This is a genomic window from Microbacterium sp. zg.Y1084 (assembly GCF_024623595.1).
In the GTDB taxonomy this organism is placed as follows: Bacteria; Actinomycetota; Actinomycetes; order Actinomycetales; family Microbacteriaceae; genus Microbacterium; species Microbacterium wangruii.
The window spans coordinates 190,802-216,807 of the sequence record NZ_JANJGV010000006.1; the positions used below are offsets into that span (position 1 = coordinate 190,802).

At 71.3% G+C, this 26,006-nt stretch carries 27 protein-coding genes and 1 pseudogene; 15 read left to right on the top strand and 13 right to left on the bottom strand.

What is annotated here, in order from left to right; genetic code table 11:
* Positions 1-6: 6 nt before the first annotated feature.
* Entirely contained in the window at positions 7-873 is an 867-nt protein-coding gene (locus NQ165_RS09860) for an SDR family oxidoreductase (protein ID WP_257533098.1), read from the top strand.
* Complete coding sequence (locus NQ165_RS09865; protein ID WP_257533100.1) at positions 870-2,090, top strand: acetyl-CoA C-acetyltransferase; 1,221 nt, start codon at positions 870-872, stop codon at positions 2,088-2,090. Before NQ165_RS09860 ends, NQ165_RS09865 begins: the two co-directional genes overlap by 4 nt.
* Before the next feature lie 68 nt (positions 2,091-2,158).
* Here the strand turns inward: NQ165_RS09865 and NQ165_RS09870 are convergent, their stop codons facing one another.
* Positions 2,159-3,775, bottom strand: coding sequence for an AMP-binding protein (locus NQ165_RS09870; RefSeq protein WP_257533102.1), 1,617 nt, complete (start codon positions 3,773-3,775; stop codon positions 2,159-2,161).
* Positions 3,776-3,891: 116 nt separating this feature from the next.
* Between NQ165_RS09870 and NQ165_RS09875 the strand changes: the two genes are divergently transcribed.
* Complete coding sequence (locus tag NQ165_RS09875; protein ID WP_257533104.1) at positions 3,892-4,503, top strand: TetR/AcrR family transcriptional regulator; 612 nt, start codon at positions 3,892-3,894, stop codon at positions 4,501-4,503.
* 13 nt (positions 4,504-4,516) lie between these two features.
* On the opposite strand, the gene NQ165_RS09880 is transcribed toward NQ165_RS09875, so the two are convergent.
* Positions 4,517-5,269 carry a CoA-transferase subunit beta gene (locus NQ165_RS09880; RefSeq protein ID WP_257533106.1) on the bottom strand — a complete coding sequence of 251 codons (753 nt, stop codon included), beginning with the start codon at positions 5,267-5,269 and terminating at the stop codon, positions 4,517-4,519.
* Positions 5,266-6,135, bottom strand: coding sequence for a CoA transferase subunit A (locus NQ165_RS09885; RefSeq protein ID WP_257533108.1), 870 nt, complete (start codon positions 6,133-6,135; stop codon positions 5,266-5,268). The genes NQ165_RS09880 and NQ165_RS09885 overlap by 4 nt, the downstream gene beginning before the upstream one ends.
* Before the next feature lie 100 nt (positions 6,136-6,235).
* On the opposite strand from NQ165_RS09885, the gene NQ165_RS09890 reads away from it, so the two are divergent.
* On the top strand, positions 6,236-7,123 hold the full coding sequence (locus tag NQ165_RS09890) for an aldo/keto reductase (protein WP_257533110.1): 888 nt from the start codon (positions 6,236-6,238) through the stop codon (positions 7,121-7,123).
* On the opposite strand, the gene NQ165_RS09895 is transcribed toward NQ165_RS09890, so the two are convergent.
* The gene (locus tag NQ165_RS09895) at positions 7,117-7,554 is read right to left on the bottom strand and encodes a VOC family protein (RefSeq protein ID WP_257533112.1); all 438 of its coding nucleotides are present in this window, start codon (positions 7,552-7,554) and stop codon (positions 7,117-7,119) included. The two genes, NQ165_RS09890 and NQ165_RS09895, sit on opposite strands and share 7 nt — an antisense overlap.
* Before the next feature lie 47 nt (positions 7,555-7,601).
* Here NQ165_RS09895 and NQ165_RS09900 point away from each other — a divergent pair, with 47 nt between their 5' ends.
* A complete protein-coding gene (locus NQ165_RS09900; RefSeq protein ID WP_257533114.1) occupies positions 7,602-8,345 on the top strand; it encodes an SDR family NAD(P)-dependent oxidoreductase in 744 nt (247 codons plus the stop codon).
* A complete protein-coding gene (locus tag NQ165_RS09905; protein WP_257533116.1) occupies positions 8,345-8,959 on the top strand; it encodes a gamma carbonic anhydrase family protein in 615 nt (204 codons plus the stop codon). The genes NQ165_RS09900 and NQ165_RS09905 overlap by 1 nt, the downstream gene beginning before the upstream one ends.
* Here NQ165_RS09905 and NQ165_RS14660 read toward each other — a convergent pair.
* From NQ165_RS14660 to NQ165_RS09925, 4 genes are read right to left on the bottom strand one after another with little or no spacing between them, the layout of a single operon-like run.
* Complete coding sequence (locus NQ165_RS14660; RefSeq protein WP_257533118.1) at positions 8,945-10,054, bottom strand: acyl-CoA dehydrogenase family protein; 1,110 nt, start codon at positions 10,052-10,054, stop codon at positions 8,945-8,947. The two genes, NQ165_RS09905 and NQ165_RS14660, sit on opposite strands and share 15 nt — an antisense overlap.
* 13 nt (positions 10,055-10,067) lie before the next feature.
* Positions 10,068-11,036, bottom strand: a complete 969-nt coding sequence (locus NQ165_RS09915) for an acyl-CoA dehydrogenase family protein (protein WP_257533119.1) — start codon at positions 11,034-11,036, stop codon at positions 10,068-10,070.
* Positions 11,036-12,205: an acyl-CoA dehydrogenase family protein gene (locus tag NQ165_RS09920; protein WP_257533120.1), complete on the bottom strand. Its 1,170-nt coding sequence runs from the start codon at positions 12,203-12,205 to the stop codon at positions 11,036-11,038. Before NQ165_RS09920 ends, NQ165_RS09915 begins: the two co-directional genes overlap by 1 nt.
* Positions 12,202-13,056, bottom strand: a complete 855-nt coding sequence (locus NQ165_RS09925) for an enoyl-CoA hydratase (RefSeq protein ID WP_257533121.1) — start codon at positions 13,054-13,056, stop codon at positions 12,202-12,204. The genes NQ165_RS09920 and NQ165_RS09925 overlap by 4 nt, the downstream gene beginning before the upstream one ends.
* A gap of 103 nt (positions 13,057-13,159) precedes the next feature.
* Here NQ165_RS09925 and NQ165_RS09930 point away from each other — a divergent pair, with 103 nt between their 5' ends.
* From NQ165_RS09930 to NQ165_RS09940, 3 genes are read left to right on the top strand one after another with little or no spacing between them, the layout of a single operon-like run.
* Positions 13,160-14,326, top strand: a complete 1,167-nt coding sequence (locus tag NQ165_RS09930) for an acyl-CoA dehydrogenase family protein (RefSeq protein WP_257533122.1) — start codon at positions 13,160-13,162, stop codon at positions 14,324-14,326.
* Positions 14,323-15,114: an SDR family oxidoreductase gene (locus tag NQ165_RS09935; protein ID WP_257533123.1), complete on the top strand. Its 792-nt coding sequence runs from the start codon at positions 14,323-14,325 to the stop codon at positions 15,112-15,114. The genes NQ165_RS09930 and NQ165_RS09935 overlap by 4 nt, the downstream gene beginning before the upstream one ends.
* An 18-nt stretch (positions 15,115-15,132) precedes the next feature.
* A complete protein-coding gene (locus NQ165_RS09940; RefSeq protein WP_257533124.1) occupies positions 15,133-16,284 on the top strand; it encodes an acetyl-CoA C-acetyltransferase in 1,152 nt (383 codons plus the stop codon).
* Between the two features lie 12 nt (positions 16,285-16,296).
* Here the strand turns inward: NQ165_RS09940 and NQ165_RS09945 are convergent, their stop codons facing one another.
* The 4 genes from NQ165_RS09945 to NQ165_RS09960 are packed head-to-tail and all read right to left on the bottom strand — an operon-like array spanning position 16,297 to position 19,734.
* Positions 16,297-17,370 carry a nitronate monooxygenase family protein gene (locus tag NQ165_RS09945; protein WP_257533125.1) on the bottom strand — a complete coding sequence of 358 codons (1,074 nt, stop codon included), beginning with the start codon at positions 17,368-17,370 and terminating at the stop codon, positions 16,297-16,299.
* A complete protein-coding gene (locus tag NQ165_RS09950) occupies positions 17,367-18,119 on the bottom strand; it encodes a CoA-transferase subunit beta (protein WP_257533126.1) in 753 nt (250 codons plus the stop codon). Before NQ165_RS09950 ends, NQ165_RS09945 begins: the two co-directional genes overlap by 4 nt.
* Positions 18,116-18,979 (bottom strand): CoA transferase subunit A, encoded by an 864-nt coding sequence (locus NQ165_RS09955; RefSeq protein ID WP_257533127.1) that lies wholly within the window; start codon positions 18,977-18,979, stop codon positions 18,116-18,118. Before NQ165_RS09955 ends, NQ165_RS09950 begins: the two co-directional genes overlap by 4 nt.
* On the bottom strand, positions 18,976-19,734 hold the full coding sequence (locus NQ165_RS09960; RefSeq protein ID WP_257533128.1) for an enoyl-CoA hydratase family protein: 759 nt from the start codon (positions 19,732-19,734) through the stop codon (positions 18,976-18,978). The genes NQ165_RS09955 and NQ165_RS09960 overlap by 4 nt, the downstream gene beginning before the upstream one ends.
* Positions 19,735-19,861: 127 nt before the next feature.
* On the opposite strand from NQ165_RS09960, the gene NQ165_RS09965 reads away from it, so the two are divergent.
* The 3 genes from NQ165_RS09965 to NQ165_RS09975 are packed head-to-tail and all read left to right on the top strand — an operon-like array spanning position 19,862 to position 22,463.
* Complete coding sequence (locus tag NQ165_RS09965; protein ID WP_257533129.1) at positions 19,862-20,764, top strand: SDR family oxidoreductase; 903 nt, start codon at positions 19,862-19,864, stop codon at positions 20,762-20,764.
* Positions 20,761-21,543, top strand: coding sequence for a MaoC/PaaZ C-terminal domain-containing protein (locus NQ165_RS09970; protein ID WP_257533130.1), 783 nt, complete (start codon positions 20,761-20,763; stop codon positions 21,541-21,543). The genes NQ165_RS09965 and NQ165_RS09970 overlap by 4 nt, the downstream gene beginning before the upstream one ends.
* Positions 21,540-22,463 (top strand): NAD(P)-dependent oxidoreductase, encoded by a 924-nt coding sequence (locus NQ165_RS09975; protein WP_257533131.1) that lies wholly within the window; start codon positions 21,540-21,542, stop codon positions 22,461-22,463. The genes NQ165_RS09970 and NQ165_RS09975 overlap by 4 nt, the downstream gene beginning before the upstream one ends.
* A 32-nt stretch (positions 22,464-22,495) precedes the next feature.
* On the opposite strand, the gene coaE is transcribed toward NQ165_RS09975, so the two are convergent.
* Complete coding sequence (coaE, locus tag NQ165_RS09980; RefSeq protein ID WP_257533132.1) at positions 22,496-23,152, bottom strand: dephospho-CoA kinase; 657 nt, start codon at positions 23,150-23,152, stop codon at positions 22,496-22,498.
* 158 nt (positions 23,153-23,310) lie between these two features.
* Between coaE and NQ165_RS09985 the strand changes: the two genes are divergently transcribed.
* From NQ165_RS09985 to NQ165_RS09995, 3 genes and pseudogenes are all read left to right on the top strand, one after another.
* Positions 23,311-24,087: an electron transfer flavoprotein subunit beta/FixA family protein gene (locus tag NQ165_RS09985; RefSeq protein ID WP_257533133.1), complete on the top strand. Its 777-nt coding sequence runs from the start codon at positions 23,311-23,313 to the stop codon at positions 24,085-24,087.
* Between the two features lie 14 nt (positions 24,088-24,101).
* The gene (locus tag NQ165_RS09990; RefSeq protein ID WP_257533134.1) at positions 24,102-25,094 is read left to right on the top strand and encodes an electron transfer flavoprotein subunit alpha/FixB family protein; all 993 of its coding nucleotides are present in this window, start codon (positions 24,102-24,104) and stop codon (positions 25,092-25,094) included.
* Positions 25,095-25,096: 2 nt separating this feature from the next.
* Positions 25,097-26,006, top strand: a pseudogene (locus NQ165_RS09995) (hypothetical protein); the annotation flags it as partial.

The following is a 26,006-nucleotide window of genomic DNA, read 5'->3' on the forward strand; positions in this document are numbered from 1 at the left end:
GTTGGTATGCTGGACGAGCATGACGCGCAGATGCGTCAGGACACAGGAGACGACGTGAGTCTGGTCATCGACTTCTCGGGAATGGTCATCGCGATCACGGGCGGCGGGCGCGGGGTGGGACGGGGCATCGCCGCGGCGTTCCTCGAAGCCGGCGCAGACGTCGAGCTGTGCGGGCGCTCGCAGCCCGAGCAGCTGCCCACCGTCGGCGGGCGCACGGCCGTCTTCCGCTCGGTCGACGTGCGCGATCCGGACCGGGTCGACGGCTGGATACAGGACATCCTCGAGCGCCACGGCCGCCTCGACGTGCTGGTCAACAACGTCGGCGGGTCGCCGTTCGGCCGCTTCGAGGCCGGCTCGCCGCGGTATCTCACCGCCATCACAGAGCTCAACTTCCTCTCCGCCGCCTTCACGTCCCGCGCCGCCTACGACGCCCTCCGGGCCGCGCAGGGGTCGGTCGTCAACATCACCTCCATCAGCGCCCGGCGCCCGAGCCCCGGCACCGCCGTGTACGGCGCCGCGAAGGCGGCGCTGGAGAGCCTGAGCGCGAGCCTCGCCGTGGAGTGGGCCCCCGACGTGCGCGTCAACGCCATCAGCTGCGGGCTCGTCGCGACGGAGGGCGCCGTCGACCATTACGGCAGCCCCGAGCAGTACGCGCAGATCGCCCGCACGATCCCGCGCGGACAGCTCGCGACGCCCGAGGAGGTCGGGCGCGTCTGCGTCATGCTCGCCTCCCCGCTGGCCGCCCACGTCACCGGAGCGGTGCTCGCCGTCGACGGCGGCGGCGAATGGCCTGCCTTCCTCAGCCACACCCCGCACGCCGACATGGTGATGCGGGCCGATCGAACCGACACCTCCCGAGGAGCTCCGTCATGACCGAAGCCGTAATCGTCTCCGCCGCGCGATCGCCTATCGGGCGGGCCTACAAAGGCAGTCTGAAGGACATGCGCGCCGACGACCTGGCGGCCCAGATCGTCCGGGCCGCGCTGGACGGCGCCCCGGGGCTGGACCCGGCCACGGTCGAGGACCTGATGATGGGCTGCGCGCAGCCCGCGGGGCGACAGGGTTACAACATCGGCCGCATGGTGGCGCTGCAGCTCGGGCTCGACACGGTGCCCGGAACGACGGTGAACCGGTACTGCTCCTCGTCGCTGCAGACCACCCGCATGGCGTTCCACGCGATCAAGGCGGGCGAAGGCGACGTCTTCATCTCGGCGGGCGTGGAGACCGTGTCGCAGTTCGCGTTCGGCAAGTCGGACGGGATGCCCGACACCAAGCACCCCGGCTACCTCGACGCCGCGGATCGCACGCGGGTGCAGGGTGAGGATCCCGACTTCGTCTGGTCCGACCCTCGGGGGCGGGGCGAGCAGACCGACATCTACATCGCCATGGGCGACACCGCGGAGAACGTGGCATCGCTGCGCGGTGTGTCCCGTCGCGCCCAGGACGAGTGGGCCGTGCTCAGCCAGAACCGGGCCGAGGCGGCGGCGGAGCGCGGATTCTGGCAGCGCGACATCACCCCGGTGCAGCTGCCGGACGGCTCGTGGGTCGGCGCCGATGACGGTCCGCGCGCCGGCGTGACGCTGGAGAAGATCAGCGGGATGCAGCCGGTGTTCCGCCCGACGGGCACCGTGACCGCCGCCAACTGCTGCGCGCTCAACGATGGTGCGGCGGCGCTCGTGATCATGAGCGATGTGCGCGCCGCCGAGCTGGGCCTGACCCCTCTCGCGCGGATCGTCGCCACCGGCGTCTCCGCGCTGTCGCCCGAGATCATGGGGCTGGGTCCCGTGGATGCCGTGCAGCGGGCGCTGGCGCACGCGCGCATGAGCATCTCCGACATCGACATCCTCGAGATCAACGAGGCGTTCGCCGCTCAGGTCCTGCCGGCGATCGACGACATCGGCATCGATCCCGAGAAGGTCAACGTCAACGGGGGTGCCATCGCCCTGGGGCACCCGTACGGCATGACCGGCGCACGGATCGCGACCACCGCGATCCACGCACTGCAGGAGCGTGACGAGCAGTTCGCCGTCGAGACGATGTGCGTCGCCGGCGGGCAGGGGATGGCGCTCGTGCTCGAGCGACTCAGCTGACGCCCGCGCACGACGAAGCGGCCCGCCTCATCGAGGGCGGGCCGCTTCGTCGATTCCGGCGTCGTGGCTCAGTGTGCGACCTGGCGCAGGTCGGACTTCAGGATCTTGCCCGTCGCATTGCGGGGGAAGTCCTCGACGAAGACGAACTCCCGCGGCACCTTGAAGTTGGCCAGGTGCGCGCGGCAGAACGCGTCCAGCTCGACGGCGTCCGGCTTGTCCTCCGCGGTGTGCAGCAGCAGCACGTACGCGCGACCCACCGTGCCCATGCGGTCGTCATCGATCCCGACGACGGCCGACTCGTTGACGGCGGGATGCTTGCGCAGCACGTTCTCCACCTCTGCCGGATAGACGTTGAAGCCGCCGACGATGAACATGTCCTTGAGTCGGTCCGTGATCTTCAGGCATCCGTGCTCGTCGAAGCGGCCGACGTCGCCGGTGCGGAACCAGCCCTGCGGGTCGATGGCGGCATTGGTCGACTCCTCGTCCTCGAAGTAGCCGAGCATCACGTTGTCGCCGCGCAGCAGGATCTCGCCGTCCGTCCCCACCTCGACGTCTCGCCCGTCCTCGTCCACGACGCGGATCTCGACGCCGTGGACGGCGGGCCCGGTCGTCTGAGCGGCATGCTCCAGGGTTTCGCCCGGGCGCGACAGGGTCGCCACGACGCATTCGGTCAGCCCGTACGCCTGCGCGACCGTGCGGAAGCCGAGGATGCCGACCATGTCGTGGAACAGCGTGGCGGGCGCAGCGGTGGCTCCCGCGATGGCGAACCGCAGCGACGACAGGTCATACTCGGACAGGCGCGGGTGGTCCAGCAGCGACGTGAAGATCGTGGGGACTCCGGGCAGCACGGTGATCCCCGCGGACTGGATGAGCTCGAGCAGCTGATCGGGCTGGAACACCGCAACGGGGTAGATCGTCGTCCCCGCCATCAGCGCCGTGATCACCCCGGCTTTGTAGCCGAAGCCGTGGAAGAACGGGTTGACGATGGCGTAGCGGTCGTCGGCGGAGAGCTCCGCCCCCAGGGCCCAGGCGCGCGCGACGCTGAGCGTCTGCCGGTGCGCGCTCATGACCCCCTTGGGGATGCCCGTGGTGCCGGACGTGAAGAGGATGTCCATGACGTCATGGGGGGTGACCTGATCGATGGCGTCCTGCAGCCCGGCGGCGCTCAGCGCGGTCCCCGCTGCGAGGAACTCCTCCCAGCACAGGTGGCCGGCCTCGGCGCAGTCCGCTCCCGGGAGTGTGACGGCCACGCGCAGGTGCTCGAGGCCGGGATAGACGGCGCCTGCGGCGCCGAGGCTGGATGCCGCGTCGCGCAGTGCCGACGCGTAGGAGCGGCCCAGGAAGCCCTCGGCCATCACCAGGGCGACGGCGCGTGAGCGGCTCAGGATGACGGCGGCCTCGTTGCCGGTGTAGCGAGTGTTCAGCGGCACGACCGACGCGCCGATGAGCTGCGCGCCGAGCATGGCGAGGATGAACTCCGCACGGTTCGGTGCCCATACCGCGACGCGATCACCGCGGACGACCCCCTGGGAGAGGTATGCCGCAGCGACCTCGCGCACGCGCGTCTCGAGGTCGCGGTAGGTCACGGTGGTCGTGCCGTCCACGATCGCGGGATGGTCTCCCAGCTCGGCCATCTCCGCGAGGAGAGCCGGGATGGTGGTGGCTTCGGAGATTGTGGTGCTCATGCACGTCCCTTCGAGTATCGTGCGAACACCCCGGCGCGGCGACAGGCCGATGCACGCCGGTGTGCAGCATTTTTGAGCAAACGCTTGTCATAATAGAACTCCACCGAAGGAGCACCATGCCACCGAAAGCACGTGCGGGCCGCCAGGAGCAGACGTCCGAACGGCGGGAGCAGATCCTCTCGATCGCCGCCCGGCTGATTGCGCAGCGCGGGTACTCCGCCACGACGGTCCGCGACATCGCTGACGAGGCGGGGATCCTCTCGGGGAGTCTGTACCACCACTTCTCGTCGAAGGAGGCGATCCTCCAGGAGATCCTCCGTGGCTTCATGACCAGCCTCGTCGAGCGCTTCGAGCAGATCGTCGCCGAGGCGGGGACCCCGCGGGAGGTGCTCGACAAGCTGATCGAGCACGCCTTCGTCACCATCGAGCGGCAGCCGGATGCCGTCGGGCTGTACCAGAACGAGCTGTCGTTCCTCGTGAAGGAGCCGGGTTTCGAGTTCCTGCAGGAGTACAGCGCCCGCATCGAGACGATCTGGCTGGACCAGATCAAAGAGGGGCAGCGCGCCGGAGATTTCCGCGCGTCCCTGGATGCGGGCATCACCTACCGGTTCATCCGCGACGCGGTGTGGTCCACCGTCGGCTGGTTCCGCCCCGGCCGAGGGCACACGGCGGCCAGCCTCAGTGAGAACTACCTGGGACTTCTTCACGACGGACTCCTCGCCGGCTGACACGCGCGCCGCGTCAGTCCGCGACTTCGCGGGAGCGGCTGCCCCGGGGGTCGAGCACGTCGCGGATGAGCCGCAGCTCCTCCGCGTCCGGGCGGCGCGTCTCGGGTGAGCCAGCGACGTCGATGGCGAAGCCGGTGGCATCCACCACGCTCTGCGGGTCGACGCCGGGGTGGATCGAGCGCACCTTCACGCGGCCCGCGGTGTCGTAGTCGAACACGGCGAGATTGGTGACGATCACGCCGAGGTGGTGGAACTGCAGGGATGCCTGACGGGCACGGTCGTTGCCGACGCCCGAGACCATGTCGACGGACTCCACGAAGATGCGCGCGCTGTGCCGGGAGATCCAGTAATCCACGCGGTGGTTCGCCGTGTTCCCCGGTGCGCCCCGCACGCCGATGAGCTGGCGGGTGGGCCGATCCCAGTCCCCGATGAGCGAGATGTTCTGATTTCCGAACGCGTCGAGCTGGCTGGCGCCCATCATGGACTGGCGGCGCCCGGTGGCGAGGATGTCGAAGATGCGCCGGAACGGAGCCCAGCCCTCGACCGCCGGTGCCGAGGCGTCAGCCAGGCCGGGAGTCGGTGGTCCGCTCAGCAGGAAGGCCTCGCCATCGGTGAGCACGATGTCCGGTGCGCTGGTCAGCTTCGCCAGTCGAGCGCCGAGGGTCGGGATCACGCCGACGGCGTGGGCGAGGATCTCGCCGGAGTCGAGGTAGGTGTCTGCGCACGCCGCGATGCAGATCTCGGCGAGGGTGGCGTCGGTGGTCATGCGTCTCCTTCGGGAGCATGGAACTGGGCGACGGCGCGGTGGTATCCCGCCTCGTCGGTCTGGAGGAAGGTGCGATCGAAGAGCTGCCAGGCATCCGGGTCCTTGGCGCTGGTCGCATAGTGGCGCTGGAAGGCCTCATCGCGCCCGTAATCGGGTTCGCAGGTGGTGAAGTGCGCGCCACGGGGGGCCTCGACCACGGTCGAGACGTACATGCGGCTGAACAGCAGCGTGTGGAATGAGCCCTCTGACAGCAGGTCCTCGGTGGGCACCACCTGCTCGGCCGACACGATCGTGCGCTGCGCCGCCATCGCGAACAGGTCGTCGAAGTAGGGGTCCGGGCCCAGGAACTGCGCGTTGCCGCTCTGGTCTGCCCGGTTCATGTGCACGAGCGCGACGTCGAGGGGGAGGGCGGGCATGGCCACGTACTCCGCGTCGGAGTAGGGCGAGCGCACGGTGCGCAGGTGCGGGTTCGCCGGCAGCACGTCGGAGCCGAGGCCCGCGCGGATGGGGAGGAAGTCCAGCCGCGCCGCCGCCGCGCGCAGGCCCGTGACGAACATGCCCTCGTCGTACTCCTCGATCTCCAGCAGTCCCTGCTCGCGGGCGCGGGTGAACAGCGGATCGAGCGGGATGCTGTCGAGGGAGACGAAGCCGTAGACGAGGCGTCGGATCCGACCGGCGGCCGCGAGCAGACCGACGTCGGGGCCGCCGAATGCGACGACGGTGAGGTCGGTGAGGTCGTCGCGGCGGAGCATCTCGCGCACGAGCGCCATCGGCTTGCGCCGTGACCCCCATCCGCCGATGCCGATCGTCATCCCGCTCTCCAGCGAGGCGACGGCCTCCTCGATACTCGACCGTTTGTCCGACATCCGGCTTTCCTTTCGCGACGCTGCGAAGCGCTGTAAACCTAGCGCTTGTTTGGGAATCACAGTAGCATGTCGGAAAGGCCCATCGTCGAGGAGGACAGCTGTGGGTGAACCGATCCCTGCGGAGCTTGCCCTGCGGCCTCTGGGTGATCTTCAGGTGTCCGCGATCGGCATGGGGGCGATGACGCTGACGCAGGTGCCCGATGCGGACACGGCGCGAGGCGTGCGCGCCGTGCACGCCGCACTCGACGCCGGAGTGACGCTGTTCGACACGGCCGACTCGTACGGCCCCACCGAGGAGATGGGGGTCAACGAGCGCGCGCTCATCGCCGCGCTGCGAACGCATCCGGGTGACCTCAGCCGCGTCGTGGTGGCCACCAAAGGCGGCCACACCCGCGGGCCGAATGCCACATGGTGGATCGACGGGAGCCCCGCGCACCTCGCCCGAGCCGCCCGCGCATCGCTGCGTCGGCTCGGTCTGGACGCCCTGCCGCTGTATCAGCACCACCGGCCGGACCCGAGGGTGCCCTTTGCGGATTCGATGGGGGCGCTGCGAGCGCTCGTCGACGACGGGATCGCGCAGCGCGTCGGGGTGTCCAATGTCGACTCCGCGCAGCTGTCGGAGGCCATCGAGATCGTCGGGCCGGCTCTGGTCAGCGTGCAGAACGAACTGTCGCCGCTCGCGCCGCCGGCGGCGGATGTGCTGCGCCAGTGCGAGGCGCACGGGCTGGCGCTGCTGGCCTGGGGGCCGCTGGGCGGCATGCGCGAAGCCAAGGCTCTCGGCGATCGGGCGCGCGCCATCGCCGCGGTGGCACGCGCCCGCGCCGTGTCCCCGCAGCGCATCGCGCTGGCATGGCTGCTGCGGCTGTCTCCGGTGATCATCCCCATTCCCGGCGCGAGCCGTCCGGAGAGCATCGTCGATTCGGCCGCCGCCGCCGGCGTCGTGCTCGACGACGACGAGATGCGCGTGCTGGGCGGTGCGGTTCAGTGAGGTTCTTGCAGCAGCTCGACGCGCACGCTATCGGGTCCGAGCACGTACACGTAGCGGTAGCCCTCCATCGGACCCTGGGTCGCCGTCATCGTCGCGGAGAGTGGCGAGTAGCCGAGGACGGCGACGCGCGCCAGCGCGGCTTCCAGGTCGTCGACGACGATCGCCGGGTGCGCGGCAGCCACATGTGCGGTGTCGGGGTCGATGGCGCGGGCGGGGGCGTGGCGATACTCCGCCAGCTCGATGAAGACCCCGTCCTGGCCCTCCACGAACGTGAGCACCACCTCGACCCCGGGATGGCCGACCGCGGCCTCGACGGCCGGACCGCTCTTGACGAGCGGGCCGATCACGGTGCCCTCGGTCGCGGCCGCATAGAACGCGGCCGCCCGGCCGGCGTCGCTGACGGTGATCCCCACGTGATGCAGACGTGTCATCTCACTCCAAACAAGTGCTTGTTAGGCAGTCAAACAGAGGAGCATTCATGAGCGCAACGCAGATCATCGATCTCAGCGGCAAGGTCGTCGTCATCACCGGGGCCGCCGGCGGACAGGGCAGGTCGCACGCCCGTCTCCTGCACGAGGTCGGAGCGCGGCTGGTGCTCACCGACCTCGACCCCGACGCCGTCCGCGAGGCCGCAGCGGAGTTCGGCGACGACGCCGTCGGGCTGCGGCACGACGTCACGTCGCACGGCGATTGGAGCGCCGTGGTCGAAGCGGCCGCTGAGCGCTTCGGGCGCATCGATGTCCTGGTCAACAATGCGGGCTTCTGCCCGGTCGGACCGCTGGAGGAGGCGGACGAGCGCACGATCCGGCTCACGCTGGACGTCAACCTGATCGGTCCCATGCTCGGCATCCGGGCGGTGCTACCGCTGATGAAGGCCACCGGGGGGTCGATCATCAACATCTCCTCGACGGCAGGCGTCGCCGGCTATGAGAACCGGGTGGCCTACTCGGCCTCGAAGTGGGGGCTGCGCGGAGTGTCCCGCTCGGCGGCGCGCGAGCTGGCACCCCACGGCATCCGCGTCAACACGATCTGCCCCGGGGCGGTGGACACTCCGATGATCTCGGAGGACACCCGTGAAGGCAGGGGCTTCATCTCGCGCATCCCCATCCCTCGGGCGGGGCGGCCGGAGGAGGTCTCGCGGCTGGTGGCCTTCCTCGCGGGCGATGCCAGCAGCTACTGCACGGGGCAGGACTTCATCATCGACGGCGGCCAGGTGGCCTGATGCCCGTCTATGCGTTCGACGGCGTCGTGCCGGTCGTGGATCCCACGGCCTTCGTCCACGAGACGGCGAGCCTCATCGGCGACGTCATCGTCGGGCCGGGATGCTACGTGGGTCCGTTCGCGAGCGCGCGCGGGGATTTCGGGCGCATCGTGATCGGCGATGGCTCGAACGTGCAGGATGGCTGCGTGCTCCACGCGTTCCCCGGCGTGGACGCCGTCCTCGAGCCCAACAGCCACGTCGGCCACGGCGCGACGCTGCACGGTTGCCGGATCGGGTCCTACGCGCTCATCGGCATCGGCGCCGTGGTCCTGGACGGTGCGGTGGTCGGCGAGAACGCCCTGGTGGGGGCCGGAGCGGTCGTCACGGCCGGGCAGGTGATCCCCGCCCGCAGCATGGCGCTGGGGTGCCCGGCCAAGGTGACGGGCGGCCTGGACGACGACGCGGTGGAATGGAAGCGCAACGGCGTGCGGCTGTATCAGGAGCTCGCTCGGCGCAGCCGGCTGACGCTCCATCGGGCCGACCCGCTCGCGCAGGTCGAGCCCGACCGGACCCGCGTCCAGTGGAGCGCGGATGCCGCGCACCCGCTGCACATCGCTCGCTCAGGACACCGCTAGCAGCGCGTCGGCCAGGCGGGCGCGCTGCTCCTGCGCGGTGCCGAACAGCTGACCGAGAGCGTGCGAGCGCTTGAACACCAGGTGCGCGTCGTGCTCCCAGGTGATGGCGATGCCGCCGTGCAGCTGCACCGTCTCGGACGCGATCAGCTCGAGCGCGTCCGAGCACGTCGCCTTGGCTGTCGCGGCGAGCTCATGCCGCTGCCCGTCGCCGTCGGCGAGCGCTCGCGCGGCCGCGCGGGCCGCGGTGCGTGCCGTCTCTGCCCGCACATGCATGTCGGCCAGGCGGTGCTTGATGGCCTGGAACGAGCCGATCGGGCGGCCGAACTGCACGCGCTGCTTCGCGTACTCCACCGTCATATCCAGCGCGCGGCGCGCGGTTCCGGCCTGCACCGCCGCCACCGCGGTGAGAGCGACCGCGTGCAGCTCGTCGAGCACCGACGAGCCGCCGTGCCCGAGCGGGCGGGCGGCGGCGTCGCGCAGATGCAGCGTCGCGACGCGCAGGGTCAGGTCCATCGCGGGCGTGGCGGTGCGTGGCACGGCGGCGGCATCGAGCACCTCGAACAGCCGCGGCCCCTCGGGCGTGCGGGCGATGACGACGAGGATGCCTGCTGTCTCCCCCTCGAGCACCAGCGGAACGTCACCGTTCAGCCGCCAGGTATCGCCGGGCGTGGCGTCGACCGACGCACTCGACGGGTTCCACCGGCCGACGGCATCGGCCCAGCCGAGCGCCGCGATGGTCGTCCCGTCGGCGATCGCCGGCAGGAGTCTCGCCGCGGCATCCTCGTCGCCGCTGAGCAGGATCGCCTGGGCGCAGATGCTCACCGAGCCGAGGAACGGCGAGGGTGCGAGGGAGTAGCCCAGCTCCTCCAGCACGAGCTGCGTCTCCTCGACGGTGTACCCGGCGCCGCCGTACTGCTCGGGGATGGCCAACGAGGCGACCCCGATCTCGCCGCACAGCAGCGTCCAGAGTTCCTCGTCGAAGCCGTGGCCGCTGTCGAGGACCCGTCGTGTCGCGGCGCTGTCCGCGCGCTGGGCAAGCACGTCCTGCAGGAGGCTGATGAGCTCCTGCTGCTCGTCGCTGAGGTGAAGTGCCACGGTGGCTCCCGGATCAGATCGTGTCGGAGGAGAGGAGGGTGCGGGCGATGCGGGCCCGGTGGGCCGCGGGGGTCCCCCAGACGCCGGCGAGGGCGGGCGCGAGGCCCAGCCAGATCCGCAGATGGTGCTCCGCGGTGTAGCCGATCGCGCCGTGCACCTGCAGCGCGATGCGGGCGGCGAGGCGTGCGGCGTCGGACGCGGCCACCTTCGCGGCCGAGACCGCGCGGTCGCCGTCGCCGTCCGCTGCCTCCAGCGCGGCGTTCCACAGCAGCGGGCGTGCGAAGGTCAAGGCGACGCGCACGTCCGCCAGCTGATGCTTGAGTGCCTGGAACTCGCCTATGGGGCGGCCGAACTGCTCGCGCAGCCCCGCGTAGGCGACCGCTTCGCGCAGCAGGCGCTCGCCGCTGCCGAGGAGGAGCGCGGCCGCGGCCAGGCTCGCCTCGTTGAGTGCGCGGTGTCGCATCCCGGCCGGGAGGTCGCGCGTCTCACCCTCGGGAGCGAGGAGGGACAGCCGGCGCGTGGGGGCGAGCGAGTCGACGCTCCGCGCGATCGTCGCGCGACGGATCGTGTCGCCATCGAGGGCGAACAGGTGCGTCGCGACGTCGGCGTCGAGCGCCGCCGGGGCGATGCCCGCCACGCTCGCGGTGCCGATGGCGCCGCCGGCGAGGTCCCGCCGCGTCTCGGGGTCGACGAGGGCGGGAAGCAGGGAGACCGACTCCAGGTACGGGCCGGGGGCTCCGTGGTACCCCAACCGCTCGAAGACGACGACGAGATCGCCGAGCGACCCCCCGAACCCGCCGTCCGCCTCGCTGACGCGCAGGCCGGTGAGTCCCATCTCCGCGAACGTGCGCCAGAGGCTCAGGCCGGCGGCGCTGTCGCCGGCCGCCCACTGCTGGGCGATGTCGGCGCCGCCGTGGTCGGTGACGATCTCATCGATCGCCTCGCCGAAGGCGACTTGCTCGTCTGTGGGCAGGAACCGCATCAGGCTCGCCTTCCGTCCGCGCCGCGCGGGAGTCCCAGGATGCGCTCGGCGATGATGTTGCGCTGCACCTCGTTGGTGCCCGCGTAGATGGGGCCGGCGAGGGAGAAGAGGTAGTCCTCCGCCCAGCGGCCGTCGTCCACGGCGCCTGCGCCGCGCAGTTCGGCGTCGGCGCCGAGCAGCCGCAGGGCCGACTCGTGGATCTGCAGGTCCAGCTCGGACCAGAACACCTTGTTGATGCTGCCCTCCGCGCCGACCTCGTGGCCTTGCTGCACGGCGCTGACGGTCTGCCAGGTGAACAGCCGGTAGGCCTCCGCGCCGATCCAGGCATCCACGACCGCGTCGACCTCCCGGACATCGGGCCGGGCGTCGTGCAGGTCGAGCAGGCGCTGGGCAGCCGCGAGGAACCGGCCGGGAGCGCGCAGGGACAGCCCGCGCTCGTTGCCGGCGGTGCTCATCGCGACGCGCCAGCCATCGCCGGGCGCCCCGAGGACGTCCTCATCGGGTACGAAGACGTCATCGAAGAAGATCTCGGCGAATCCCGTCGTCCCATCCAGCTGGGCGATCGGCCGCACTGTGATGCCCTCGGCATCGAGGGGGAAGAGGTAATAGGTGAGCCCTCGGTGGCGCTGCGCCTCGGGATCGGAGCGGAACAGGCCGAAGCCGCGGTCCGCCCACACGGCGCGCGAGCTCCAGATCTTCTGCCCGTTGAGCACCCATCCGCCGCGGGCGTCGTCGCGACGGGCGGTGCTGCGGATGGCCGCCAGATCGCTCCCCGCGCCCGGCTCGGACCAGGCCTGTGCCCAGATGAGCGATCCGTCCGTCATCGAGCGCAGGTACCGCTCCTGCTGCTGCGGGGTGCCGTGCTGGAAGAGGATGGGCGCCAGCAGGGAGATGCCGTTCTGAGCCACCCTGGTGGGTGCGCCGGCGCGGTAGTACTCCTCCTCGAAGAGCACCCACTCCACCAGGTCCGCATCCCGCCCGCCGTACTGTTCGGGCCAGGAGACGACCGACCAGCGGCCGTCGGCGAGCGTCGCCTCCCATTCCCGGTGCGCGGCGAACCCGGCCTCGGTGTCCATGGAGGGCAGGGGTGTGGCCGGAACGTTCTCCTCCAGCCACTGCCGCACCTCTGCGGCGAACTGCTGCTGCTGCGGTGTCAGATCGAGGTTCACGCCTTGGCCTCGTCTCGGATCGCCTTCACGCCGACGCCGCCGAGCGAGTCGCCGCCGACCTCCGCGTTGTGCGCGTGTGCGGCGTGATGCAGGCCGAACACCGAATCCATGCCCGCCCGCATGCCCTGCAGGTCCTCGGCCTGATTCACGGCCTTCTTCGCCAGGGCGAGACCCAGGCGCGGCATGCGCGAGATGCGCTCTGCGAGCTCGAGGGTGCGCTCCTCGAGCTCGGCGCGCGGCACGACGTGGTTGACCATTCCCAGCTCGCGGGCACGGGCCGCGGGGACGCGGTCTCCCGTGAAGAGCATCTCCTTCGCGGCGCGCGGATTCGTCACCCAGGGGTGCGCGAAGTACTCGACGCCGGGGATCCCCATCGTCACGACCGGGTCCTGGAAGAAGGCGTCGTCCGCGGCGACGATGAAGTCGCAGGACCACGCGAGCATGAGCCCGCCGGCGATGCACGCGCCCTGCACCATCGCGATGACCGGTTTGGGGATCTCGCGCCATCGCCGGCACATGCCGAGGTAGACCTCGGACTCACGGGCGAGGCGTCCGTCCACGCCGGGGGCTCCGACGTGATCCCACCAGATGACGGCTTTGCGTGCGAAGCTCTCGTCGATGTCGCGCTCGGGCGTGCCGATGTCGTGGCCCGCGCAGAAGTGGTCGCCGTGCCCGCCCAGTACGATGACCGCCACAGCGGGATCGTCCACGGCGCGCACGAACGCGGCGTCCAGCGCGTAGGTGACCTTCGAGTTCTGCGCGTTGCGGTACCGGGGCCGGTTCAGCCGGATGATCGCCGTGGACCCGTGCAGCTCATAGGTGACCACCTCGGCGGTGGGATCGCTGGTCATGGCGTTCCTCTCTGAACTCGCAATCAACCAAACAATCGCTTGGTTTAGGCGATACTATACGTGAACCGGATCTCGGTGACCACGATCTCGACGAGGAGGACAGATGGGCGCGACTCAGACCGTAGCCGACGAGGATTTCCGTGCGGAGATCCGTCGGTGGCTCGAGCTCAACCTCGTCGGGCGCTTCGCCCACCTGCGCGGCAAAGGCGGCTCCGGAAAAGAGCATGAGGAGTTCGAGGCGCGCCGGGACTGGAACCGCCATATGGCGGACGCCGGCTGGACATGCGTCGCGTGGCCGGAGGAGTTCGGCGGCCGTGGGCTGAGCCTGGCTCAGCAGGTCATCTTCCATGAGGAGTACGCCAGGGCCGACGCGCCGGCCCGCGTGAACCACCTCGGCGAGGAGCTGCTCGGCCCCACGCTCATCGCACACGGCACCCCGGAGCAGCGGGCGCGATTCCTGCCGAAGATCCTCGCCGTCGAGGAACTCTGGTGCCAGGGGTACTCGGAGCCCGGGGCGGGATCGGACCTCGCGAACGTCGCGACGAAGGCCCTGCGCGAGGGGGACGAGTGGGTTGTCAACGGCCAGAAGGTGTGGACGTCCCTCGCGCAGCAAGCGCAGTGGTGCTTCGTGATCGCGCGCACCGTGCCGGGGTCCGTCCGCCATGCCGGCCTGTCCTACCTGCTCGTGCCGATGGACCAGCCGGGCATCGAAGTGCGCCCCATCGTGCAGCTGACCGGGACGAGCGAGTTCAACGAGGTCTTCTTCGACGACGCCCGCACGGATGCCGACATGGTCGTCGGCGCGGAGGGCGACGGGTTCCGCGTCGCCATGGCGACGCTGGGCTTCGAGCGCGGCGTGTCCACCCTCGCCCAGCAGATCGCCTTCCGCCGCGAGCTCGATGCCGTCATCGCGACCGCCCGCCGCACGGGCGCGGCCGAAGACCCTGTGCTACGGGACCGCCTGGCGAAAGCGCACATGGAGCTGGAGGTGATCCGCCAGCACGCACTGCGCACGCTCGGCGGAGAGCAGGGCCACCAGGCGTCGGTGGCGAAGCTGCTGTGGTCGCAATGGCACCGCTCGCTGGGTGAACTGGCGATGGCCGTGTCGGGGCCGGAGGGCCTCACAGTCGGCGACGGCTACGGGTTGACCGACCTGCAGACCCTCTACCTCTTCAGCCGCGCGGACACGCTCTACGGCGGCTCCGACGAGATCCAGCGCAACATCATCGCCGAGCGCGTGCTCGGCCTACCCCGAGAGGCACGTCCATGAGCGCGAGCGCACCCCCTCCCTACGTCCCCGGTCACGAGCTCCTCGCGGGCAAGCGGATCGTCGTCACGGCGGCGGCCGGCGCCGGAATCGGCTCGGCCACGGTCGTGCGCTGCCTCGAGGAGGGGGCGGAGCTGGTCGTCCTCGGCGACACGCACGCGGGCCGGCTCGCACAGGCGCAGGAGGAGCTGGGTGCGCGTTTCGGTGAGAACCGGGTGCGCACGCGCGTCTGCGACGTGACGAAGGAGGACGACGTCGCCGCCCTGCTCGACCTCGGCGAGGACGGCGGGCCCATCGACGCGATGATCAACAACGCCGGGCTGGGCGGTTCGGCCTCGATCCTGGAGATGACCGACGAGCAGTGGGACACGGTACTCGCGGTGACGCTCACGGGCACCTTCCGCTGCGTGCGGGCGGCCGGTCGCCGCATGGTCGCGGCCGGCGGCGGCGGGGTGATCGTCAACAACGCCTCCGTCATCGGCTGGCGGGCCCAGCGCGATCAGGCGCACTACGCCGCGGCGAAGGCGGGTGTGATGGCGCTCACGCGCAGCGCCGCGATGGATCTCGCCGCGCACGGCATCCGCGTCAACGCCGTGTCACCGAGCCTCGCGATGCATCCGTTCCTCGAGAAGGTCACCTCGCCCGAGCTGCTCGAGCAGCTGAAGGCGCGGGAGGCGTTCGGGCGGGCTGCCGAGCCGTGGGAGGTCGCGAACGTCATCGTCTTCCTCGCCAGCGGCTATTCGTCCTACATGACGGGCGAAGTCGTCTCCGTCAGCAGCCAGCACGCGTGAGCCCCGAGGAGATCTGAGATGACAACCGCCTACATCGTCGAGGCCGTCCGCACTCCCGTCGGGAAGCGCGGCGGCTCCCTCGCCGGCATCCACTCCGCCGATCTCGCCGCGCACTCGCTGCGTGCGCTCGTGGAACGTGCGGGCATCGACCCGGGGGCCGTCGACGACGTCATCCTCGGCTGCACTGACACCCTCGGCTCGCAGGCGGGCAACATCGCGCGCACGGCGTGGCTCGTCGCCGGGTTCCCGGAGCACGTCCCCGGCGTCACGATCGACCGGCAGTGCGGGTCGAGCCAGCAGGCGGTGCACTTCGCGGCGCAGGCCGTGATGAGCGGCACCAACGACCTCGTGATCGCGGGCGGCGTGCAGAACATGTCCGCCATCCCGATCTCGGCCGCGATGGTCGCGGGGGCGGAGTACGGGTTCACCACGCCCTTCGCCGAGTCGCCCGGGTGGCTGGCGCGCTACGGCGATCAGGAGATCTCCCAGTTCCGCGCGGCCGAGATGATCGCCGCGCGCTGGGGCATCGGCCGTGAGCAGATGGAGCAGTTCGCGCTGGAGAGTCACCGACGTGCCGCCGCCGCAGCCGACGAGGGACGGTTCGCCCGGGAGATCGCGCCGATCGCGGGCCTCGCCGCTGACGAAGGCCCGCGCCGCGACACGTCGCTGGAGCGGATGGCCGGCCTGCCCGTGCTGGTGGAGGGAGGGCGGATCACCGCCGCCGTCGCCTCGCAGCTTTCCGATGCCTCCAGCGCGGTGCTGGTTGCCTCGGAGCGGGCGGTGCAGGCGCACGGGCTGACCCCGCGTGCCCGCGTGCATCATCTTTCGGTGCGCGGCGCGGATCCGGCGTGGATGCTCACCGCTCCCATCCCGGCCACCGCCCACGCCCTGGACAAGGCGGGGATGACCGTCGACGACATCGACCTGTTCGAGGTGAACGAGGCGTTCGCGTCGGTCGTGCTGGCGTGGATGCAGGAGACCGGCGTCGAGCGCGAGCGGGTGAACGTCAACGGGGGTGGGATCGCCCTGGGTCACCCCATCGGAGCGACCGGGACGCGCCTGATGACGACGATGCTGCACGAGCTGGAGCGCACCGGAGGCCGCTACGGACTGCAGACGATGTGCGAGGGCGGCGGCGTCGCGAACGTCACCATCATCGAGCGGCTCTGACGCCGCCGCGGCTCACGCGATGACGCGAGCCGCGGCCGCGCGCAGGTGGTGGACCGCGTCGCGCACGATGCGGTCCACCAGCTCCTCGCAGCTGGGCAGGTCGTCGATGAGCCCCACGACCTGGCCGGCGGCGAGCATGCCGGCGCGGGTGTCGCCGTCCACGAGGCCGGCCTTGAGCAGCATGGGGGTGTTGGCGGCCTGGGCCATCTGGGTCCAGCTGCGCTCGCCCGCCTTGCGCATCGCCAGTCCGTCACCGATCAGCGCGCGCCAGGTGAGTCCCGACATGCGCTTGAACGCGAGCGAGCGCTTCAGAGTCGGCAGCAGCCGACCCACAGCTCCACGGCTCTCGAGCTGCTCGATGTACTCCGTGCGCAGGAGGCGATGCGGCATCCCGTCGGCCTTCGTGGTCACCACCGTGCCGTCGAGCCCGAAGCCGAGATAGCGCTGCTTGATGGCATCGGGGACGGAGCTGTCGCTGGTGAGCAGGAAGCGCGTGCCCATGCCCACGCCCACCGCGCCGTACGCGAGCGCTGCCGCGAGTCCGCGGCCGTCGTGGAACCCGCCGGCGGCGATCACCGGGATGTCCACGGCCGACACCACCGAGGGGAGCAGGATCGACGTCGGCACGGCGCCGGTGTGGCCGCCGCCTTCGCCGCCCTGGACCATCACCGCATCGGCACCCCAGGAGGCCACCTTCTCGGCGTGGCGCACGGCCCCGATCGAGGGGATGACGACGATGCCGTTGTCCTTGAGCCGGTCGATCAGCTCCCGCCTGGGCGCCAGCGCGAAGCTCGCGACCTTCACCTGGTGGCGGATGAGCAGCTCCACGCGCTCGGCGGCGTCGCCGGCGTCGGCGCGCAGATTCACACCGAAAGGCCGGGAGGTGCGCTCCTTGACCTCGATGATCTGGGCCTCCAGCTCCTGCGCGGTCATGGTGGCCGACGCCAGGATGCCGAGCGCGCCGGCCTCGGCGGATGCCGACACCAGGCGTGCGCCGGCGACCCAGCCCATTCCCGTCTGGACGATCGGGTGATCGACCCCCGTCAGTTCGGTGAGCGCCGTGGAGATCATCGGGGTGGTCGTCATGCGGGTACCTCTCGGTATCGAAGGCCGCGGGGGTCGATCCGGGTGCGGATCAGGTCGCGCTCTTCGCGGGTGGGAAGACGGGTGTCGGGGATGTCGGCGGGCAGGTGAAGCGCGAATCCGGTCGCCGCGACGACCTCGTCGACGGTCACGCCCGGGTGGGTGCTGACGAGCGCCATCGTGCCGCCGGCGCCCGACAGGTCGAGGACGGCGAGGTTCGTGACCACGCGGCGCAGGTCCTGGTGGCGGGACGCCCCGGTCGCCGCCGCGCGCGCGGGCCCGACCCCGGTGACGACGTCGACCTGCTCGACGAAGACCCGCGTGCTGTGCCGCGCCACCCAGTAGCTCGTGGCGTGGTTCACGGTGTTCGTCGCTGCGGCGCGCGCGCCCAGCAGCTGACGAGTCGGGCGGTCGCGGTCGCCGATCGCCGAGAGGTTCTGATTGCCGTGGCGATCGAGCTGCGCCGCGCCCATGACGACGTGGCGGCGTCCTCGCGCGATGAGCTCGAACAGCTCCCGGTACGGGAAGAGGCACTCCAGCTCCCGGAAGGGCTCGTCCACGGCGGGCGTGTCGGCGTAGAGCCCGGCCTCACCGTCGCTGAGCAGCAGGTCGGGAGCGTGCGTGAGGCGCGCCAGCCGCGCCCCGATCGACGGGATCACGCCGATGGGGCTGGCCAGGATCGTGCCGCTGTTTCGGAAGAGGTCGCTGCAGGCCGTCGCGGCCACCTCGGCCCGGGTCGTCGGCGCGGTCACCGCGCTTCCTCCCGGTGGAAGGCGCTCACCGCGAGCCGGTAGGCGTCGTCGTCGACGTCGATGAAGCGCTCCCGGAACGCCCGCCAGTGTTCAGGGGAGGCTGCGGCGTCCGCATACGCGCGCTGCAGGCGCTCGTCGCGGGGCGCATGCGGGGGATGGGCGGTGAACCCGGCACCGCCGGGCAGCTCGACGACGACGTCCGTGAGGGTGCGGTTGAGCATGGCCGTGGTCGGAGGGGCGTCCCACAGCAGGTCCGCCGTGGGCACGATGCGCTCCGCGCTCACGATCGTCTTCGCCGCCGCGCCGGCGAACAGGTCGTCGAAGAAGAGGTCCGGTCCGGTGCACACCGCGTTGCCCGCCGTGTCGGCGCGGTCCAGGTGCAGCAGTGCCACGTCGAGCGTGATCGCGGGCATCGCCACCAGCTCCTCGCCGTCGGCGTACGGGGAGACGACGGTGCGGATCCCGCGGTTGCGCGTCACGGCATCCGACCCTGCGCCCGCCCGGGTCACCTCGAACGGCAGGCGACGCGCCGCGGCGCGGAGCCCGGCGACGAGCATCGCCTCGTCGAGCTCCACGGTGCGGATGCGCCCCGCCTCGCGGGCGGCAGCGAAATGCGGATCGATGCCGATCGAGTCGAGGCTGACGAAGCCGTGCACCACCGTCGACACCTGTCCCGTCGCGCACAGCATGCCCACGTCCGGGCCGCCGAAGCTGACCACCGTGAGGTCGCGGGCGCCGGAGCGCACCACCGCCCGCACCAGGCCGAGGGGCTTGCGTCGGGAGCCCCAGCCGCCGATGCCGATGGTGGCGCCGTCGTCGATGTGAGCGGCGACCTTGGCGGCGCGGGCGAGCGCGCTCATGCGGTCGGCGATCCCCCCGATGCGACGAACTCGTCGCGGTGCGCGTCGGCGACGCCCGCCAGGTTGAGCTCGAACGTGTACCCCTGCTCGTGGCGGTAGCTGCGGTTGACGTCGATCGGGTCGATGCCGTTGAGCGCCTCCTTCGCCGCTCGGATGACGCGCGGGTCCTTCGCCGCGATCTCGGCGGCGAACGCGACGGCGGCGTCGGTCAGCTCGGCGGCCGGGACCACCGCGGTGACCGAGCCGAATTCCGCCAGTCGCTGCGCCGTGACGGTGCGGCTGGTGTAGTACATGGACCGCAGCATGTGGTGGGGCACGAGGCGGGAGAGGTGCGTGGCGGCGCCGAGGGCGCCGCGGTCGACCTCGGGCACGCCGAAGTAGGCGTCGTCGGCGGCGATGATGACATCGCTGTTGCCCACCAGGCCCACTCCGCCTCCGAGGCAGAAGCCGTTGACGGCGGAGACGACCGGCGCGGCGCACTCGTAAATGGCCTTGAACGCCTCATAGCATCCGCGGTTGGCGCCGAGGATCCCGGAGAACCCCTCGATGCGCTGCATCTCCTTGATGTCCACGCCGGCGTTGAAGCCGCGCCCTTCCGCCCTCAGGACCACGGCTCGCGTGGCATCGTCGGCGGATGCCTCGCGCATCGCCGCGGCCACGTCGAACCAGCCTTGCACCGGCAGGGCGTTCACCGGAGGGTAGGACATCGTGATGATGCGCACGCCGTCGGGCCGCACCTCGGAACTCAGGGACATCGTCGCCACCTAACCTAACGTTTGCTCTGCACCCTAACACTTGCTTGGTTGTCTGTGAAGAGTTTACCTAGCAATTGCTTGGTTGGTATGGTGGTGTCTGCATTGTGCTGTCTCAAAGGAGAGTCGAATGACCGGAATACTCGAGGGCCGGGTCGCCATCGTCACGGGCGCCGGGCGCGGGCTCGGGCGCGAGCACGCGCTGGAGCTGGCACGGCAGGGAGCGCGGGTCGTGGTCAACGACCTCGGAACGTCGCTCGACGGCGACGGCGTCTCCACCGGTCCCGCCCAGGACGTCGTCGACGTCATCCGCTCGGAGGGCGGCGTCGCCATCGCGAACGGGTCCGACATCGCGGACTACGCCCAGGCGGGCGAGCTCGTGGCGCAGGCGATCGCCGAGTTCGGCCGGCTCGACATCCTCGTCAACAACGCCGGATTCGTCCGCGATCGCATGATCGTGAACGCGGAGGAGGACGAGTGGGATGCCGTCATCCGCGTGCACCTCAAGGGTCACTTCGCCCCGCTTCGGCACGCGAGCGCGTACTGGCGCGCAGAGGCGAAGGACGGGCGGATGCCGTCCGCGCGCGTCATCAACACCTCCTCCGGCGCCGGGCTGCAGGGGAGCGTCGGACAGGCCGCGTACTCGGCGGCGAAGGGCGGAATCGCCTCGCTCACGCTCGTCGCGGCACAGGAGCTCGCCCGGTACGGGGTGTCGGTCAACGCCATCGCGCCGTCCGCGCGCACGCGCATGACCGAGGGAGTCTTCGCGGCGGAGATGGCCGCGCCGGAGGACGGCTTCGACCGCATGGATCCCGCGAACGTCTCGCCCGTGGTGGCGTGGCTGGCCAGCGCCGATTGCTCCATCACGGGCCGTGTGCTCGAGATCGAGGGCGGACGCATCTGCCTCGAGGAAGGCTGGCGCCACGGGCCGGTTCGCGACGTCGACCGACGCTGGCGTGCCGCCGAGGTCGGCGACGCCGTGCGGGCGATGGTGGCCGAGGCCGCTGCGCCAGAGCCGGTGTACGGCGCATGAGCGCCGCTGAGTGGGCGGGGCGGGAGCTGGGCACCCGCACCGTGGGCTACGACGCGGACGACGCGATCCTCTACGCGCTCGCCGTCGGCGCCTCCGCGGACGACCTCGACCTGGTATTCGAGGACCGGCTGCGGGTTCTCCCCACGTTCGGACTGACCCTGGCGCAGTGGGCGCCCGACGTGCTGGCGGATGCCGGGGCATTCGACGATCGTGCCCTGCACGGGACGCAGACGCTGGTGGTGCACCGTCCCCTTCCGGCCGCCGGCGAGCTGCGGCTGGCGGCGCGGGTCGGCGAGGTGTGGGACAAGGGCAGCGCCGCCGTCTTCGAGGTGATCGTGGAATGCGCGGAGTTCACGGCGACCTGGGCCCTGTTCGCGCCCGGGTTCGGGGGCTTCGGTGGCGAGCGCGGGCCTTCACGGGCCGCGGCCGATGCCGCCGGGGAACCGCGGCGGAGCCTGCTGCGCACGTTCCCGGCTCAGGCCGCGTTGTACCGGCTGACGGGGGACAAGCACCACATCCACATCGACCCTGCGGCATCCGCCCGCATCGGCCAGCCGAAGCCGATCCTGCAGGGACTGTGCACCCTCGCTGCCGCGACACTCGAGGTCGCTCGGCTGCGCGACGCCCACCCTGCCGACCTGGTGCGGCTCGAGGGACGGTTCAGCGGAGCGGTCGTTCCCGGGGACGTGCTCGACGTGCGCCTGTGGGACGACGGCCGGTTCCAGCTGGACCACGACGGTCGCGCGGTGCTGACCGACGCGCGGGCGGACTTCGCGTGACCGGCCGCATCCTCGTCGTGGGCGCGACCGGCATGATCGGCAGCCGTATCGCCGCCGACCTGGCCGCCGCCGGCGCGCACGTGACGGCGCAGTCCCGCCGCCCCGCGAGCGAGACCGACCCGCCTGCGGTGGTGGGGATGCCGCGGCTGGTGGCGGACTACAGCTCTCCGAGCCTGTCGCCTCGCGACCTCGAGGGGTTCGACGCGATCGTCTTCGCCGCAGGGAACGACATTCGCCACGTGCGGGCCGAGGACGAGGACCCGGAGTTCTGGGACAGGGTGCAGAGCGTCGGCGTGCCGCGCTTCGCGGCCCTGGCCAAGGAGGCAGGCGTGGGCCGGTTCGTGCAGATCGGAAGCTATTACCATCACCTGCATCCGGAGTGGGCGCATCGTCTGCCCTACGTCGCGGCACGTAGGAACGCCGACGACCGCAGCCGCGCGCTGAGCGATGCCGGATTCGCGGCCATCACGCTGAACCCGCCATCCATCGTGGGTGTCTCCGATGCCCGGGCGCTGCGCCGATTCGCTCGCCTGGTCTCCTGGGTCCGCGGCGAGATCGAGGAGCCGGAACTGTGGGCGCCCACCGGCGGCACGAACTACATGTCGGTGCGGTCGCTGTCGCAGGCTGTGCTGGGCGCGCTGGCCGCGGGAGAGTCGGGGCGCGCGTACCTCGTAGGCGACCGGAACTTCACCTACCGCGAGTACTTCCAGCTGCTGGCGGACGTCGCAGGCAGCACGCGGGTCGTCGAGGAGCGCGACGAGGACCATCCGTACCAGCCGGATCGGTTCATCGTCCAGGGGCGAGGGGCAGTGATCCGCTATGAGCCGGACGAGGCGGAGGTGCGGCTGCTGGGCTACGCACGCGACGATGTCGAGCGCGAGCTGAGCGAGATCGTCGCGGCCGTGGACCGGAGCCGCTGAGTCTCGCTGAGCCGGTCACCGCGGGGCTGCGGCTACCCGTTCGTCAGAAGACGCCAGAGCTCCGCCACGGTGTCGCTGGTGCCGGGGGTGTCGCCGCTGCCGCTGTCGGTGCGGATGACGATGTCGGCGATCGCGACGCGGTCCGCCTCGTCCCCCTGCGCGGCGACTCTGCGACGCGCGTCGGCGGCGGACAGTCCGCGACTGTCTTGCAGTCGGCGGATGCGCAGGTCCGCGTCGGCTTCGACGGTGACGATCACGTTGTAGGTCCAAGGCACGGGCGGGCTGTGGCGCGTCAGCAACGGGTATTCGTGAACGACGACGCCGGGGCCCCGGCGGCGCTCGCGATCGATGGTCCGGCCTATCTCCCGGCGAAGTGCCGGGTGCACGATCGCGTTGTACCTGCGCCGGAGATCGTCGTCTCCGAAGACGATCGACGCCACCCGGTCTCGGTCCAGGGCGCCCTCAGCGGTGAGGGATGTCCGGCCGAGCAGCGCGGCGATGTCCTCCAGCAGCGTGCGTCCCTCCGGAAGGTCGGGATCGACGATCCAGCGCGCGATCGCGTCTGCGTCGATGATCCGCGCGCCACGCTCTGCGAGGGCGCGCGCGATGGTGCTCTTTCCGGCCGCGATCCCACCGGTGAGCCCGACGAGCACCGCCGCGTCATCCGCGCGTGGGTGGGGGATGTGCATGCACAGACTGTAGGACGGTGCATGCCCGCTTCGCCGCCGAAGTGGCGCTTATGCATACACAGAAGCCGTCGATGGGCGCGAAGCCCGCGCTCATCGGGCTGATTGGGTACATAGTGCGCCGCACGCCTAGACTGCGAGGGCAGGCGTGAGGAGAGTCGATGAAGATTGTCGTGCTGGTCAAAGAGGTGCCAGACACCTACGGTGACCGCAAGCTGAGTCTCGAAACGGGCTTGGCGGACCGTGACGCGAGTGAGCGGGTGCTGGACGAGATCGGCGAGCGTTCGCTCGAGGTCGCGCTGAGCTACGCCGACAAGAACCCGGGTACCGAGGTGGTCGTGCTGTCGATGGCGCCGGAGGCGTCTGCGGCCACGATCCGCAAGGGACTCGCGATGGGTGCGGCATCCGCCGTGCAGGTCGTCGACGAGGCCCTCGCCGGTGCCGACCTGGGTCTGACCGCCGAAGTGCTGGCAGCTGCGGTGAAGCGCACCGGGTTCGACCTGGTCATCACGGGCAACCAGTCCACCGACGGCTCCGGCGGTGTCATCGGCGCGATGATCGCCGAGCACCTGAACGTGCCGCACGCCACAGCGCTGGGCTCGGTCGAGATCTCCGAGGGATCCGTCTCCGGCACCCGCATCACCGATGCCGGCAGTGCGCGCGTGACGGCGCAGCTTCCCGCCGTCATCTCCGTGACGGAGGCGCTGCCTGACGCGCGGTTCCCGAACTTCAAGGGCATCATGGCGGCGAAGAAGAAGCCGTTCGAGACGATTTCCCTCGCCGACCTCGACGTGGATGCCGGTGTCGACACCGTCGCCCGCTCGATCATGACCGCGGTCAGCGAGAAACCGCCGCGTTCGGCGGGTGTGAAGATCACCGACGAGGGCGATGCGGGCGAGAAGCTCGCCGCGTTCCTCATCGAGAACCGGCTGGCGTGAGGGGTATCGGCACCATGAGTGACTTCGCTGCAGATTCGATCCTCGTCCACCTCGACGTGCTGCCGAGCGGTGAGCTCGCCAAGTCGGCGGCCGGCCTGCTCGGAGCGGCCGCGTCGGTGGGGACCCCCGTCGCACTGATCGTCGCGGGCGCCGAGCGCCACGACGAGCTCGCCGCTGCCGCCGGCGCCCTGGGCGCGCAGGCGGTGCTCGTGGCCGACCTCGGCGGCGCCGACACCGCGCTGACCGTGCCGCTCGTCGACGCCCTCACCGCGGCCGCCGACCTCGTGCAGCCCGATGCGGTGCTCATCTCCAACTCCATCGAGGGTCGCGATATCGCGGGTCGCTTCGCCGCCCGCACGCGGCGTGCGCTGTCGGTCGACGCGGTGGGCGTCTCCCGCGACGACGAGGGCGTGCTGGCTCAGCACTCCGTCTACGGCGGCGCGTACAACGTCACGTCGGCGCCGACATTCGGTGCGTACGTCGTCACGGTTCGCCAGGGCGCCGTCGACGCCCGCGCCGAGGCTGTGGGCTCACCCGCCGTCACGGCTCTCGAGGTCACGGCATCCGGAGCCCCCGCCGCGACGATCGAGTCCTTCGAGGAAGCGGCTGTGACGTCGACCCGTCCCGAACTGCGCGGCGCCGGCAAGGTCGTCTCCGGCGGCCGCGGTCTCGGCTCGCAGGAGAAGTTCGCTCTCGTCGAGCAGCTCGCCGACGTGCTCGGCGCTGCCATCGGCGCGTCGCGTGCCGCGGTGGATGCCGGCTACGTGCCGTACTCCTACCAGGTCGGTCAGACCGGAGTCTCCGTGTCGCCGCAGTTGTATGTCGCTCTGGGCATCTCCGGCGCGATCCAGCACAAGGCGGGCATGCAGACGGCGAAGACGATCGTCGCGATCAACAAGGACGGCGACGCCCCGATCTTCGAGATCGCCGACTTCGGCGTGGTGGGCGACCTGTTCCAGGTCGTGCCGCAGCTGATCGCGGCGCTCGAGGCGAACAAGGCCAAGTAGGTATGGCGACGTACGGGCGGACGCTGCGCCGGGGACTTCCCCGTGTGACCGGTGGCGAGCCGTGGCCGCCGGCCGGCGAGGTTCCCGCGGCGCTCGCGGCCGCAGCCCCGGAGGCTGGGGCGGGCGCTCCTGGTGCCCCCGCTGCTGCCGCTCCTGCTCCCGCCGCTGCGGCGCCCGCTCCCGCTGCCGCCGCGGCGCCCGCTGCCCCCGCTCCGGACGCCGCCGAGCCGGCGCCCGCCGAACCCGCGCCCGCCGGCGCGGCTCCGGTGTCGCGAACGGTGGGTGCGGATGCCGCGGACCGTGCGGAAGCGACACCCGAGCAGTCCATGGTCACCCATTCGCTGCGCCGTGGACTCCCGCGCGTACCGGGGGGTGAGCCCTGGCCGCCCGCCGGCGCCGCACCCGCCGGCGCCGCACCCGCGCCCGCGACCCGCGCGCCCGCGCCCGCCGGCGCGGCTCCGGTGTCGCAAACGGTGGGTGCGGATGCCGCGGACCGTGCGGAAGCGACACTCGAGCAGCCCCGCACCGCGACCGCGACCGCGACCGCGGGCCCAGCGGCCACCGCAGCCGCGCAGGCCGCTGCCGCCACCGGAGACGGCGACGCCGTCGCGCTGCGTCGCGGGCTGCCGCGCGTCGTCGGGGGCGAGCCCTGGCCGCCCGCCGGATTCGCGCACCCCCGAGCGACCGGCGCCGCCGCGGCCGCCGAGCCGGCGACCCCGGCCGAAACCGCCCTGAACGAGCCGGCCCCGGCCGAGCCCACCCCGGTCGAACCCGCCGTCGCGCCGGCAGCGGCCACCCCCGCAGCCCCGGCCGCGCCCAGCGCACCGGCCGCAGCCCCGGCCGCGCCCAGCGCACCGGCCGCAGCCCCGGCCGCGGCATCCGCCGCCGCCCCGGTGGCCACGGCCACCCCCG